The organism is Microbacterium sp. CSI-V (assembly GCF_001984105.1).
Classification (GTDB): Bacteria; Actinomycetota; Actinomycetes; order Actinomycetales; family Microbacteriaceae; genus Microbacterium.
Genome location: NZ_MTQM01000009.1, coordinates 448,236 through 461,193, shown reverse-complemented (window position 1 = coordinate 461,193; position 12,958 = coordinate 448,236). Strand labels below are relative to the sequence as shown.

Below are 12,958 nucleotides of genomic sequence, written 5' to 3'. Positions count from 1 at the left end.
ACCCCGGTGCATGCGCGACTATCCTTTCCTGGGCGCCCACAGGCGTCCGTCACCCGATCGAAAGAAGTCCTCCCGCGATGGTCGGATTCATCCTCAGGCGCATCGCCGTCTCGATCCTGGTCCTCCTGGCAGCGTCGTTCATCATGTACGTGCTGGCCGCCAACTCCGGCGACCCGTTGCAGGACCTGCGCGACAGCTCCGCCGCCAACCGCGATCAGCTCATCGCCGCGCGTGTCGCGGCGCTCGACCTGAACGTCCCCGTTCCCCTGCGTTACTTCCTCTGGCTCGGCGGTGCCGCCGGCTGCCTCATCCCGTTCGCCGGCACGTGCAACCTCGGTCTCACGATCTCCAACGCCGCCGTCCTCGACATCCTCCCGACAGCCATCGGGTCGACCCTCCAGCTCGTCACAGCGTCGTTCGTGCTGGCGATCGTCCTCGGCATCGTGGTGGGCGTCGTCTCCGCCCTCCGCCAGTACAGCGGGTTCGACTTCGGCATCACGCTGCTGAGCTTCTTCCTCTTCTCGCTGCCGTCCTTCCTGGTCGCGGTGCTCCTGAAGGAGTTCATGGCTCTGGGCTTCAACAACTTCCTGGAATCGGCCACGGCCATCCCGATCTGGCTCATCGTGCTCCTGGGCGTGATCGCGGCCGTCGTGTGGCAGGCCATGATCGGTGGAGACACCCGCCGGCGCCTCATCGTCGCGGGCTCTGCGGGCCTCGCGACCGTCGCCCTGCTGGTGTACTTCAACCTCACCGATTGGTTCCGGAACCCGGGCCTCGGCCCGGTGGGCCTCCTTCTGCTGATCGCGGGCATCGTCGTGATCACGACCGCCCTCATCGCCGGTCTGCGAAACCGTCGGGCGCTCCTCGTGGCGGCGCTCAACGGTGCGATCGCCTACATCTGCTATTTCGCCCTGCAGGGTTTGTTCGACATCTCGACCTTCGCGACGATCATCATCCTCGGTGTCGTCGCCGTGGCGGTCGGTCTCGTCTCGGGATACGTCCTCGGCGCCCCCGACCGCGGGATGGTCGCGCGCATCGGCGGGCTGGTCGCCTTCCTGTCGGGTGCGCTCGTGGTGCTCGATCGCTACATGCAGTCGTGGCCGCAGTACGTGAGCAACCCGCGCATCAACGGCCGACCGATCGCCACGGTCGGGGCCGGCACCCCCGGGTTCACCGGTGACATGTGGATCACCGGAATCGACACGTTCACCCATCTGCTGCTGCCGACGATCTCGCTGCTGCTCATCTCCTTCGCCGGCTACACGCGGTACGCCCGCGCCGGAATGCTCGAGGTGATGAACCAGGACTACATCCGCACGGCACGCGCGAAGGGCCTGCCCGAGCGCACGGTCATCCTGCGCCACGGCCTGCGGAACATGCTCATCCCGATCGTGACGCTCGTCGCCACCGACGTCGGCGCGCTCCTGGGTGGCGCCGTCATCACCGAGAGGGTCTTCGCGATCTCGGGAATGGGCGCACTGTTCGTCACCTCGATCCAGCGCGTCGATGTGAACCCCGTGATGGGGTACTTCCTCGTCATCGCCATCACGGCGATCGTGTTCAACTTCCTGGCAGATCTCGCCTACGCCACGCTCGACCCCCGCGTGCGAGTGGTCGCATGATCGCCGCCGTCCGAATCCCGGAGGTCCTCCGATGACCCAGATGCTCCCCGAGCCGGCCAACGTCGACGCTCCGCCGCCGTCCGACGAGCGCCACACCGTCGGCGTCAGCCAGGGACGACTCATCCTGCGTCGGTTCCTGTCGAACAAGGTCGCCGTCGTCTCCGGCATCCTGTTCGTCCTCCTCGCGCTCTTCTCGATCTCGGCGATCGGCCTCGGGCCCATCCCGGGGTGGTGGAAGCACGACTACACCTCGCTCAACCCGCAGAACGACGGGGGAGCGCCGACCCTCACGCTGTGGCCCTTCTCGTTCGGCGAGCACCCGTTCGGTCAGGACCGCATCGGCATCGACTACTTCGCGATGACGATGCGCGGCATCCAGAACTCGATCCTGGTGATGATCATCATCAGCGTCGTGGGCACGGCCGTCGGCACCATCATCGGCGCCCTCGCGGGCTACTACCGCGGGTGGATCGATTCGGTTCTGATGCGCATCACCGATGTCTTCATCGTCATCCCGATCATCGTGATCGGCGCCGTCGTCGGTCGTGCAACCGGTGGCCTCGGTGTGATCCCGCTGGCGTTCTTCCTCGCGATGGTCTCGTGGACGACGATCGCCCGCCTCGTGCGCGCCGAGTTCCTGTCGCTGCGCGAGCGCGAGTTCGTGGAAGCCGCCCGCGTGGCCGGCGCGAGCGACGCCCGCATCATCTTCAAGCACATCCTGCCCAACGCCATCGGCGTGGTGATCGTGGCGGCGACGCTGCTGGCCGCCTCCGCAATCCTCCTCGAGACCGCGCTGAGCTACCTGCAGCTCGGTGTGCGACCGCCGGACGTGTCGCTCGGTCTGATCATCTCCGACAACCAGTCCGCGTTCCAGACGCGCCCGTGGCTGTTCTGGTGGCCGGCCGTGTTCATCGTGGTGCTCGCCGTACTGGTGAACTTCGTCGGCGACGGCCTGCGCGACGCGTTCGACCCGCGGCAGAAGCGCTTCTCGCTGCGGCGCACCAAGGAGCAGCCCGCGTCGTCGACCACGGCGCCGGCCAGCACCGAGGCGCGCGTGCACCCGGAGACGCCGTCGTCATGACGCGCGGCATCCTCGCGATGTCAGCCCAGGACGATCGCCAGCACGACGCCGACCGCACCCGCGGCCAGCAGAAGCAGGTTGTCGACCCGCGGGCGGACACCTACGGGCACCGTCTCGGCGATGCCGGCCTCGACGCGGCCGGCGTCGCGCAGGGCGTACCAGCGGTCGCGGACGAGTGCGGCGGCGCGGCCGGAGTCGGTCGTGGGCAGTTCGCCCGGACGCGTTCCGGGAGCCGTCGTGCCCTCGCTCCGGCGGTGCGCCCGCGCGGCGCGCAGGGAGCCGGTGGCTCCCGGCGCGGGTGCGGCGGTCACACCGATGCGGCGGCCCGGAGTGTGCAGCTGGAGCGCGTAGCGCGTGTCGACGTGGATCAGCGCGGCCCAGGGCACGTCGTACGCGAGCGCGATGTTGTCGACCCGGACACCGTCGTCGTCGACGGTGATCGAGGGCGACCACAGGATGCCGTAGACCAGCGCCGCGCAGCCGAGAGCGCCGACGATCACGAGCGCGGGCGAGACCGCCGCCGCGGGAACGGCCAGCAGGCCGATCGCGACCACGGCGATCAGCACCCACAGGATGCCGCACAGGGTGCGGGTGAACGTCGAACGGAACGTCTGGCGTGGCATCCCCTGATTCTTTCATTCCCCGATCACTCACTCCCGCTGCGCGGGACGGAGAGGACAGCCTCATGAGCACGACCGAGAAGACGGGCGTTCCCGCGCTCGAGATGACCGACGTCAGCGTCGACTTCGCGGTGGACGACGTCTGGGTCCCCGCGGCGAAGAACCTCACCTACTCCATCGCCCGCGGCCAGGTCGTCGCCGTCGTCGGCGAGTCCGGCTCGGGCAAGAGCGTGAGCTCCATGGCGGTGCTCGATCTCCTGCCGCGCAACAGTCGTGTGCGCGGAAGCATCAAGGTCAACGGCCGCGAGGTCACGACGCTCAGCACGAACCAGATGCGGCAGTTGCGCGGTCCCGAGGTCGCCGCGATCTTCCAGGAGCCGATGACGGCGCTGAACCCGGTGCTGACGGTCGGGTCGCAGATCATCGAGGCGCTGCGCGCGCACACGACCATGGCGCCCTCCGAGGCGAAGGTCCGCGCGATGGAGCTCCTCGACATGGTGGGGCTCCCCGATCCCGCGAAGGCGTTCGCGTCCTACCCGCACCAGCTGTCGGGCGGCCAGCGTCAGCGCGCCATGATCGCGCAGTCCATCAGCCTCGAGCCCGCGCTCCTCATCGCCGACGAGCCGACGACGGCTCTGGACGTGACGGTGCAGGCCGAGATCCTCGACCTCATCCGCGACCTCCGCGACCGCCTCGACTCGGCGGTCCTGCTGATCACGCACGACATGGGTGTCGTGGCCGATCTCGCCGACTGGATCGTCGTGATGAAGTCGGGCGAGGTCGTGGAGCAGGGTCCCGCCACGCGGGTTCTCGGCGACCCGCAGGACGACTACACCAAGGAGCTGCTCGCGTCCGTGCCCAGGCTGGGGGAGACGCTCGAGGGCGAGGCGACCGTCGACGTCGTGGAGTCGCTGGCCGCGGCCGTCGCGAGCGGTCCCGCGCGCACGGAGACGATCCGTCTGGCCGCCGAGGCGCCGGAGATCGCGCACCCGGTGCTCACGCTCGAGAACGTGTCGATCGAGTACGGCAAGAAGGGCCGGGTCGCCGCCTTCCGCGCGGTCGACGATGTCACGCTCGGCATCGCCGAGGGCGAGATCGTGGGCCTGGTGGGCGAGTCCGGTTCGGGCAAGTCGACCATCGGTCGCGCGGCCATCGGGCTCCAGCCGATCGCCGACGGCCGTCTCGTCGTCGACGGCGTCGACATCTCCAGCGGCTCGCGCAAGCTCATCAAGTCGCTGCGCCGTCGGGTGGGCATCGTCTTCCAGGACCCGTCGTCGTCGCTGAACCCGCGCCTCCCGATCGGCGAGTCCATCGGCGAGCCGCTGTTCCTCGCCGGCGAGGCGAAGGGCGCGGCCCTCGATGCGCGCGTCGAGAAGCTCCTCGACGAGGTGCGACTGCCGCGCAGCTACCGCAACCGCTACCCGCACGAGCTCTCGGGTGGGCAGAAGCAGCGTGTCGGCATCGCCCGCGCCCTGTCGCTCCAGCCGCGCCTTCTCGTCGCCGACGAGCCGACGAGCGCCCTGGACGTCTCGGTGCAGGCCCGCGTGCTCGAGCTTCTCAGCGAGCTCCAGCAGGAGCACCGGTTCGCGTGCCTGTTCATCAGCCACGACCTCGCGGTGGTGGATGCCATGGCCGACCGCATCGTGGTCCTCAACCGCGGCAAGATCGCGGAGCAGGGGACCCGTGACCAGATCCTGCGCGCTCCGAAGGAGCCTTACACGCAGCGTCTCATCGCGGCCATCCCCGTCCCCGACGTCGAGGTCCAGGCGGCCCGTCGCGAACTGCGCCACGAGCTGCTGAAGAACACCCCGGCGTCCTGACCGCCGGTCGGCAGAGGGGCGGCGATCCCGAGGGGATGCCGCCCCTTTCGCGTCCCCGGACGGTTCCTGAGCGTCGCCTGCCGGTTCCCCGGCGGGCGCCCGGTAGACTGGGATGGCCCGATTCCGGGCGCCACCCCGAATTTTCCTGGAGACCCTCCATGGCGCACGCCCTTCGTCCTGACCTCCGTAACGTCGCGATCGTCGCGCACGTCGACCACGGCAAGACGACGCTCGTCGACGCCATGCTCCGCCAGACCGGCTCGTTCGGCGACCACGCGCACGTCGAAGAGCGCGCGATGGACTCCAACGACCTCGAGCGTGAAAAGGGCATCACGATCCTCGCCAAGAACACGGCGATCACGTACAACGGCATCCACACCGAGGTTCCGGTGACGATCAACGTCATCGACACCCCGGGTCACGCCGACTTCGGCGGAGAGGTCGAGCGCGGTCTGTCCATGGTCGACGGTGTCGTGCTGCTCGTCGACGCGTCGGAGGGTCCGCTGCCCCAGACGCGCTTCGTGCTGCGCAAGGCGCTCGAGGCGAAGCTCCCCGTCATCCTGCTGGTCAACAAGACCGACCGCCCGGACGCGCGCATCGCCGAGGTCGAGGAGGAGGCCCACGACCTGCTGCTGGGTCTCGCGTCCGACCTCGTCGACGACGTGCCCGACCTCGACGTCGACGCGCTGCTCGACGTGCCGGTGGTCTACGCCTCGGGTCGTGCCGGCGCGGCATCCCTGAACCGTCCCGACAACGGCGCACTCCCCGACAACGAGGATCTCGAGCCGCTCTTCGGCGCGATCCTCGAGCACGTGCCCGCTCCTTCGTACGACGACGAGGCGCCGCTGCAGGCCTGGGTCACCAACCTCGACTCCAGCCCCTTCCTCGGCCGCCTCGCCCTGCTGCGCGTCTTCAACGGCACGCTCAAGAAGGGTCAGACCGTGGCCTGGGTACGCTCGGACGGCACGACGAGCAACGCCCGCATCACCGAGCTGCTCAAGACCCGCGCGCTCGAGCGCTACCCCGCCGACGACGCCGGCCCCGGCGACATCGTCGCCATCGCGGGTTTCCCCGACATCACGATCGGTGAGACCATCGCCGACCCCGAGGACGTCCGGCCGCTGCCGGCGATCACGGTCGACGACCCCGCCATCTCGATGACCATCGGCACGAACACCTCGCCCCTCATGGGCAAGGTCAAGGGCCACAAGCTCACCGCCCGCATGGTCAAGGACCGCCTCGACCGCGAGCTCATCGGTAACGTCTCGCTCAAGGTCGTCGACATCGGACGCCCGGATGCCTGGGAGGTCCAGGGCCGCGGCGAGCTCGCGCTGGCGATCCTCGTCGAGAACATGCGTCGCGAGGGCTTCGAGCTCACGGTCGGAAAGCCCCAGGTCGTCACCAAGCGCGGCGAGGACGGCAAGCTCAAGGAGCCGTACGAGCACCTGACGATCGACGCACCCGAGGAGCACCTCGGCGCGATCACGCAGCTCATGGCCGCGCGCAAGGGCCGCATGGACAACATGACCAACCACGGCACCGGCTGGGTGCGCATGGAGTTCGTCGTCCCCTCCCGCGGCCTGATCGGCTTCCGCAGCGAGTTCCTCACGATCACGCGCGGCACCGGCATCGCCAACGCCATCTCGCACGGCTACGACGACTGGGCGGGCTCGATCACGACCCGCCAGAACGGCTCGATCGTCGCCGACCGCATGGGCGTGGTGACCCCGTTCGCCATGATCGCCCTGCAGGAGCGCATGAGCTTCTTCGTGCAGCCGACCGAAGAGGTCTACGAGGGCATGGTCATCGGCGAGAACTCGCGCGCCGACGACATGGACGTCAACATCACCAAGGAGAAGAAGCTGACGAACATGCGTTCGTCGACGTCGGACTCCTTCGAGTCGATGACGCCCCCGCGTGTTCTCACGCTGGAGGAGTCGCTCGAGTTCGCCCGCGACGACGAATGCGTCGAGGTCACGCCCGAGAAGGTCCGCATCCGCAAGGTCGTGCTCGACGCGACCGAGCGCGGTCGTGCCGCTTCGCGCGCCAAGCGCCAGGACGCCAACGCCTGAGTCTCCTTGTCAGACGGTCGACCCCTCGCGAAGCACTTTCGCGAGGGGTCGCCCTTTCGCCAGCTCGTCGACGAGCTTGTCGAGAAGGCGGATGCGGTACATCAGCGGGTCTTCGATCTGTTCCACGCGGATGCCGCACACGACGCCCGTCACGTTCGCCGCGAGCGGGTTCAGTCGTGCAGCCTCGAAGAACTCCCGGAACGACGTGGATGCCGCGATGTGGCGCGACAGCTCCGCGTCGTCGAATCCCGTGAGCCACCGGATGACGGCATCCAGTTCATCGCGCGTGCGGCCTTTGCGCTCGACCTTCGCGAGGTAGAGCGGGTAGACGCCCGCGACGGGTGTGTCGAAGATGCGGTGCATGCGCGGAACGCTACCCCTGTCCGTCTCCGGGAGCGACAGGTGCGACGATCCGTCACGCCGGTGCTGCGGCCTCCCGGCGCTTCGGTGTCCAAGGCACGCGGATGCTCGCGGGCGCGGTCCGCGTGTCTTGGACACTCGATGCCTTACCGCGGCGCGGGTCAGCGCGACTCGGACACCAGGACCGCGCTCGTCCTGGGAACAAGCGCCTCGAAGACGTGCGGTGCATCTCCCGCGTACGACAGGTAGTCGCCCGGGTGCAGCTCGTACGGCGCATCCACGGGGCCGACGCGGCCGTGCCCGCTCACCAGCACGACATGCTCGACCGTGCCGCGCTGGTGCGGGTCGGACAGGCGGGGCTTCCCGGGCTCGGCGCGCAGCAGGTAGATGTCGCGTCGTGCGTGCGGGGGACTGGCCGAGAGCAGCACGGCGAGGTAGTCGGCGGCCGACGCGGGGACCGCGGCGGACGGGGCGTCCCCCGCGCGGATCAGCGTGGGGGAGCGCACGCCCTCGTCGACCAGCACCGCGAAGGGCACCTCGAGACCCGTGGCCAGAGCCCACAGTGTCTCGACGCTGGGGTTGCCGCCGCCGTTCTCGAGCTGCGACACGGTCGCCTTGGCCACGCCGGCACGGCGCGCCAGCTCGGAGACGCTCAAGTCGCGCCGCTCCCGTTCGCGGCGCAGGGTTGCCGCGATGCGGTCACCGAGGTCGCTCATGCGTTCATTATGCTCTCCGTTCGTTCGACTTGACGAACGACGCGTCCCGTTCGAGAATCCGATCATGCGTTCACCAGACCGAACACCGGTCCGCGCCGCCACGCGGCAGGGGCTCGCCGTCGCCCTCGCGACCAGCGCGTACGGCATCTCGTTCGGGGCGCTGTCCGTGGCATCCGGGCTCGATGTCTGGCAGACGTGCGTGCTGAGCCTGCTGATGTTCACGGGCGGCTCGCAGTTCGCCTTCGTCGGGGTCGTCGCCGCCGGGGGACTCGCCGCGGCTCCCGCGGCGATCGCGTCCGCGGGGCTTCTGGGCGTGCGCAACGCCGCCTACGCGATGCGGATGTCGCCCGTCATCGGCCCGGGTCTCGGGCGACGTGCCCTCGCGACGCCGTTCACGATCGACGAGTCGGTGGCCGTGTCTCTCGCGCAACCGACGCTCGCGGCGCGACGCACCGGGTTCTGGGTCACGGGCGTCGCGATCTGGCTCGGGTGGAACGCGACGACGCTCGCCGGCGCGCTCCTCGGAGACGTCCTGGGCGACCCGCGGGCGTGGGGACTGGATGCCGCGGCCGCCGCCGCTTTCCTCGCCCTGCTGTGGCCGCGTCTGCGCGGACGCCAGCCGCTCGCGGTCGCGGTCGGGGCTGCGGTCGTCGCCGCACTGCTCACGCCGTGGGTGATGCCCGGCATCCCCGTCATCGCCGCGGCGGGCGTCGCCGTCGCGCTGGGATGGTTCGACCCGCGCCCCGCGTCGTCGGCCGCGGACGAAGAGAAGGGGATGCCATGACCCTCTGGACCGCCGTCCTCGCGGCATCCGTCCTCTGTCTCGGGCTGAAGGCGATCGGGTATCTGCTCCCGCAGGCGTGGCTCGATGCGCCGCGCCCCGCCCGCATCGCCGATCTGTTGACGGTCGCCCTGCTCTCGGCGCTCGTCGTCGTGCAGGCCCTGGGTGCCGGCTCCGCGATCGTGATCGACGCGCGATTGCCCGCTGTCGTGGTGGCGGCCGGTCTGCTGTGGCTCCGGGCACCGTTCCTCGTGGTCGTGGCCGCCGCGGCCGTGACCGCCGCGCTCCTGAGGGCGTTCGGCTGGGCCATATGAACCCGCGCCTAGACTGACCCTGTGGGTTCAGGGATCGTTCGCGTCATCGGGTGGGTCGTCGCCTTCCTCGTCGGCGCCTTCTACGGCACCGCGGCCACCGTCGGCCACGCCTTCCGTGTCGGGGTCGTCCCGCTGGGACTCATCCTCGGAACCATCGGGTGCGCCGGTCTCCTCATCGCTCTCCGCACCCTGACGCAGGACCGCGTCAACGCGATCGCCGGCGGACTCGGGATCATCGGCGCCACCTACCTGTTCTCGCAGGTCGGCCCCGGCGGCTCGGCGATCGTGGCCGCCGCGACCCCCGACACCGAGTGGATCGCGATCGCCTGGACGTTCGTCGGGCCGATCCTCCTCGCCCTCGTGGCCTTCTGGCCGAACGTGTCGACGCTGCGCGTGCAGCCCGCCGACGGATCATAGGACACCGGCGCGGGGCCCGGTCCCCGTCGCCGTCACGCGTAGACTGAGCGGGTGACTTACGTGATCGCCCTCCCGTGTGTCGATGTCAAGGATCGCGCGTGCATCGACGAATGCCCCGTCGACTGCATCTACGAGGGTGAGCGGTCGCTCTACATCCACCCCGACGAATGCGTCGACTGCGGTGCGTGCGAGCCCGTCTGCCCCGTCGAGGCCATCTACTACGAGGACGACCTCCCCGAGGAGTGGTCCGACTACTACAAGGCCAACGTCGAGTTCTTCGACGACATCGGCTCGCCCGGCGGAGCCGCCAAGGTCGGTGTCATCGCCAAGGATCACCCGGTGATCTCGGCGCTCCCTCCGCAGAGTCACTGACCCGTGGGCGTCGCGGACCTCGCCGACTACCCCTGGGACGCGGTCGCGCCGTACGCCGAGCGCGCCCGACGGCACCCCGGCGGGATCGTCGACCTGTCGATCGGTTCGCCCGTCGACCCGACTCCCGCGGTCGTGGCCGAGGCCCTGGCCGCGGCGACCGACGCGCATGCCTACCCCCAGACGATGGGGACGCCCGCGCTGCGCGAGGCGATCGTCGACTGGTATGCGCGCCGCCGCGGCGTCCCCGGTCTGACTCCCGCGCACGTGCTGCCCACGGTCGGCTCGAAAGAGCTGGTCGCACTCCTGCCGCTGCTGCTCGGCCTCGGTCCCGGTGACGCCGTCGTGCACCCTCGGGCGGCCTACCCGACCTACGAGGTCGGTGCCCGTCTCGTCGGCGCGGAGGCCGTGGCATCCGACGATCCGGCCGAGTGGGCCGCGAACACGCGCCTCGTCTGGATCAACTCGCCGGGAAACCCCGACGGCCGCGTGCTGTCCACGGACGAGCTGACGGATGCCGTGACCCGGGCGCGCGCATTGGGCGCGGTGATCGCGTCCGACGAGTGCTACGCCGAACTGGGCTGGGATGCGCCGTGGGACACCGCGGGGGTGCCGAGTGTTCTCGACCCGGCGGTCGTCGGCGACGATCTCACCGGGGTGCTCTCGGTCTACTCTCTGAGCAAGCAGTCGAACCTCGCGGGATATCGCGCCGCATTCCTCGCCGGCGATCCCGAGCTCGTGGCGCGCCTCTTGACCGGTCGAAAGCACCTCGGTCTCATGCCACCCGCCCCCGTGCAGCGGGCGATGACAGTCGCCCTCGGCGACGACGCGCACGTCGCCGAGCAGCGCGAGCGCTACGCACGACGGCGCGCCGTCCTCAAGCCCGCGGTCGCGGCCGCCGGGTTCCGCGTCGACCGCAGCGAGGGTGGCCTCTACCTCTGGGCGACGGAGGGTCGCGACGCGTGGGAGAGCGTCGGGCGGCTCGCCGATCTCGGCATCCTGGTCGGTCCGGGACACTTCTACGGCAGCCATTTCCCCCAGCACGTCCGCTTCTCGCTCACCGCGACCGACGAGCGGATCGCGGCAGCGGCGGAGCGTCTCTCTCCCTGAGCCGCCGAACAGTGGGATCCCTCCATCGGAAGGGGGCATCCTTTGGCGGTGTCATCTGTACGTCGTCGGCCCCGATAGGCTGTAGGGGCACTCCGAGCGGGTCACCCTCCGCCGAGCGCCGTGTCGGGAGCCGCGCAGATGGATCCCGGCCGAGGACCACGGTCCTGACCACATGGGCGACCAGAAATCGCAAGGAGGCGCGGTGAGCGACGCGGGTATCGAGCACGACAAGGCCACCCTCACGGTGGGGGGCACCACCGCCGAATTCCCGGTTCTGCGGGGCACCGACGGGGTTCCGAGCATCGACATCGCGTCGCTGACGAAGCAGACCGGTCACACCACGCTCGACTACGGCTTCGTCAACACGGCGTCGACCAAGTCGGACATCACCTTCATCGACGGCGACCAGGGCATCCTGCGTTACCGCGGATACCCGATCGAGCAGCTCGCCCAGCACAGCACCTACCTCGAGGTCGCCTGGCTTCTGATCTACGGCGAACTCCCGTCCGCCTCCGAGCTGGCCGCGTTCGACGAGCGCATCCGCCGTCACACGCTGCTGCACGAAGACCTCAAGCGCTTCTTCTCCTCGCTGCCGCCGACCGCGCACCCCATGTCGGTGCTGTCGGCGGCCACGGCGGCACTCTCGACGTACTACGAGTCCGAGTCCGATCCGCACAACCCCGAGCACGTCGAGCTGAACACCGTCCGCATGCTCGCGAAGCTCCCCGTGATCGCGGCCTACGCGCACAAGAAGAGCATCGGCCAGGCGTTCCTGTACCCCGACAACTCGCTGAGCTTCGTCGACAACTTCCTCAAGCTGAACTTCGGCGTGCTGAGCGAGATCTACGAGGTCAACCCGGTCATGACGAAGGCGCTCGACCTGCTTCTCATGCTCCACGCCGACCACGAGCAGAACGCGTCGACCTCGACGGTGCGTCTTGTGGGCTCGACCGGCGCGAACCAGTTCGCGTCGATCTCGGCCGGCATCCAGGCCCTGTCCGGTCCGCTCCACGGCGGCGCCAACGAGGCCGTCCTGCAGATGCTCGGACGCATCCGCGACTCGGGGGAGAGCGTCGAGCGTTTCGTCGAGCGCGTCAAGAACAAGGAAGACGGCGTGAAGCTCATGGGCTTCGGGCACCGCGTCTACAAGAACTACGACCCCCGCGCGAAGCTCGTGAAGGGTGCCGCCGACGAGGTCCTCGAGGCACTCGGCGTGAGCGACCCGCTGCTGGATCTCGCGAAGGAGCTCGAGCAGATCGCTCTCGAGGACGACTATTTCAAGGAGCGTCGCCTCTACCCGAACGTCGACTTCTACACCGGCGTCATCTACAAGGCGATGGGTTTCCCGACCCGGATGTTCACGGTGCTCTTCGCGATCGGCCGCCTTCCCGGCTGGCTCGCGCAGTGGCGCGAAGCGATCACCGACCCGCAGACCAAGATCGGCCGCCCGCAGCAGCTGTACACGGGCGCCGCACAGCGCGACTACCCCGGCGTCTGATCCGGCGTCGACGCCCCGTCCCTCTCGCGAGGGGCGGGGCGTTTCGCTGTGCGCGCCGGCTGCGCTCGCTCGACGATTCGCGCAATGTCAGCCCGATCCGGGTCGATGCGGCTGAGCCTGCGCGGATCGCTGAGCTCGCGCCGCCCGGCCGGAGGGGTGGATGCCGAGACTCGGCGTC

Annotated in this window: 13 protein-coding genes; 10 read left to right on the top strand and 3 right to left on the bottom strand. The window is 69.4% G+C overall.

Translation table 11 applies throughout. From position 1 onward, the window contains the following. Positions 1-77 precede the first annotated feature (77 nt). The gene (locus tag CSIV_RS12955) at positions 78-1,622 is read left to right on the top strand and encodes an ABC transporter permease (protein WP_077051798.1); all 1,545 of its coding nucleotides are present in this window, start codon (positions 78-80) and stop codon (positions 1,620-1,622) included. Between the two features lie 31 nt (positions 1,623-1,653). Then, entirely contained in the window at positions 1,654-2,703 is a 1,050-nt protein-coding gene (locus CSIV_RS12950) for an ABC transporter permease (protein WP_077051797.1), read from the top strand. Between the two features lie 20 nt (positions 2,704-2,723). On the opposite strand, the gene CSIV_RS12945 is transcribed toward CSIV_RS12950, so the two are convergent. Further along, positions 2,724-3,326, bottom strand: a complete 603-nt coding sequence (locus CSIV_RS12945) for a PH domain-containing protein (RefSeq protein ID WP_077051796.1) — start codon at positions 3,324-3,326, stop codon at positions 2,724-2,726. Between the two features lie 62 nt (positions 3,327-3,388). On the opposite strand from CSIV_RS12945, the gene CSIV_RS12940 reads away from it, so the two are divergent. Next, entirely contained in the window at positions 3,389-5,143 is a 1,755-nt protein-coding gene (locus CSIV_RS12940) for a dipeptide ABC transporter ATP-binding protein (RefSeq protein WP_077051795.1), read from the top strand. Positions 5,144-5,301: 158 nt separating this feature from the next. Next, positions 5,302-7,215, top strand: coding sequence for a translational GTPase TypA (typA, locus tag CSIV_RS12935; RefSeq protein WP_077051794.1), 1,914 nt, complete (start codon positions 5,302-5,304; stop codon positions 7,213-7,215). Positions 7,216-7,224: 9 nt separating this feature from the next. On the opposite strand, the gene CSIV_RS12930 is transcribed toward typA, so the two are convergent. Together CSIV_RS12930 and CSIV_RS12925 are read right to left on the bottom strand one after the other, a co-directional pair. Further along, positions 7,225-7,578, bottom strand: coding sequence for a DUF2200 domain-containing protein (locus CSIV_RS12930; protein WP_077051793.1), 354 nt, complete (start codon positions 7,576-7,578; stop codon positions 7,225-7,227). A gap of 158 nt (positions 7,579-7,736) precedes the next feature. Next, positions 7,737-8,291, bottom strand: a complete 555-nt coding sequence (locus tag CSIV_RS12925) for a helix-turn-helix domain-containing protein (protein ID WP_077051792.1) — start codon at positions 8,289-8,291, stop codon at positions 7,737-7,739. 64 nt (positions 8,292-8,355) lie between these two features. Here CSIV_RS12925 and CSIV_RS12920 point away from each other — a divergent pair, with 64 nt between their 5' ends. The 6 genes from CSIV_RS12920 (at position 8,356) to CSIV_RS12895 (ending at position 12,780) form a co-directional block, all read left to right on the top strand. Beyond that, positions 8,356-9,075: an AzlC family ABC transporter permease gene (locus CSIV_RS12920; RefSeq protein WP_077051791.1), complete on the top strand. Its 720-nt coding sequence runs from the start codon at positions 8,356-8,358 to the stop codon at positions 9,073-9,075. Beyond that, positions 9,072-9,386 (top strand): AzlD domain-containing protein, encoded by a 315-nt coding sequence (locus tag CSIV_RS12915; RefSeq protein ID WP_077051790.1) that lies wholly within the window; start codon positions 9,072-9,074, stop codon positions 9,384-9,386. The genes CSIV_RS12920 and CSIV_RS12915 overlap by 4 nt, the downstream gene beginning before the upstream one ends. Positions 9,387-9,407: 21 nt before the next feature. Beyond that, positions 9,408-9,803 carry a histidinol dehydrogenase gene (locus tag CSIV_RS12910; RefSeq protein ID WP_077051789.1) on the top strand — a complete coding sequence of 132 codons (396 nt, stop codon included), beginning with the start codon at positions 9,408-9,410 and terminating at the stop codon, positions 9,801-9,803. Positions 9,804-9,854: 51 nt separating this feature from the next. Beyond that, positions 9,855-10,175, top strand: coding sequence for a ferredoxin (gene fdxA / locus CSIV_RS12905; protein ID WP_022878250.1), 321 nt, complete (start codon positions 9,855-9,857; stop codon positions 10,173-10,175). A gap of 3 nt (positions 10,176-10,178) precedes the next feature. Next, positions 10,179-11,282, top strand: coding sequence for a succinyldiaminopimelate transaminase (dapC, locus tag CSIV_RS12900; protein ID WP_077051788.1), 1,104 nt, complete (start codon positions 10,179-10,181; stop codon positions 11,280-11,282). Between the two features lie 172 nt (positions 11,283-11,454). Then, the gene (locus CSIV_RS12895) at positions 11,455-12,780 is read left to right on the top strand and encodes a citrate synthase (RefSeq protein ID WP_175627614.1); all 1,326 of its coding nucleotides are present in this window, start codon (positions 11,455-11,457) and stop codon (positions 12,778-12,780) included. Positions 12,781-12,958 lie beyond the last annotated feature (178 nt).

What these genes read in the sequence shown, in the direction of transcription:
- CSIV_RS12955 (WP_077051798.1), top strand. Translation starts at nt 78, where the DNA reads ATGGTCGGATTCATCCTCAGGCGCATCGCCGTCTCGATCCTGGTCCTC.
- CSIV_RS12950 (WP_077051797.1), top strand. Translation starts at nt 1,654, where the DNA reads ATGACCCAGATGCTCCCCGAGCCGGCCAACGTCGACGCTCCGCCGCCG.
- CSIV_RS12945 (WP_077051796.1), bottom strand. Translation starts at nt 3,326, where the DNA reads ATGCCACGCCAGACGTTCCGTTCGACGTTCACCCGCACCCTGTGCGGC.
- CSIV_RS12940 (WP_077051795.1), top strand. Translation starts at nt 3,389, where the DNA reads ATGAGCACGACCGAGAAGACGGGCGTTCCCGCGCTCGAGATGACCGAC.
- typA (WP_077051794.1), top strand. Translation starts at nt 5,302, where the DNA reads ATGGCGCACGCCCTTCGTCCTGACCTCCGTAACGTCGCGATCGTCGCG.
- CSIV_RS12930 (WP_077051793.1), bottom strand. Translation starts at nt 7,578, where the DNA reads ATGCACCGCATCTTCGACACACCCGTCGCGGGCGTCTACCCGCTCTAC.
- CSIV_RS12925 (WP_077051792.1), bottom strand. Translation starts at nt 8,291, where the DNA reads ATGAGCGACCTCGGTGACCGCATCGCGGCAACCCTGCGCCGCGAACGG.
- CSIV_RS12920 (WP_077051791.1), top strand. Translation starts at nt 8,356, where the DNA reads ATGCGTTCACCAGACCGAACACCGGTCCGCGCCGCCACGCGGCAGGGG.
- CSIV_RS12915 (WP_077051790.1), top strand. Translation starts at nt 9,072, where the DNA reads ATGACCCTCTGGACCGCCGTCCTCGCGGCATCCGTCCTCTGTCTCGGG.
- CSIV_RS12895 (WP_175627614.1), top strand. Translation starts at nt 11,455, where the DNA reads ATGGGCGACCAGAAATCGCAAGGAGGCGCGGTGAGCGACGCGGGTATC.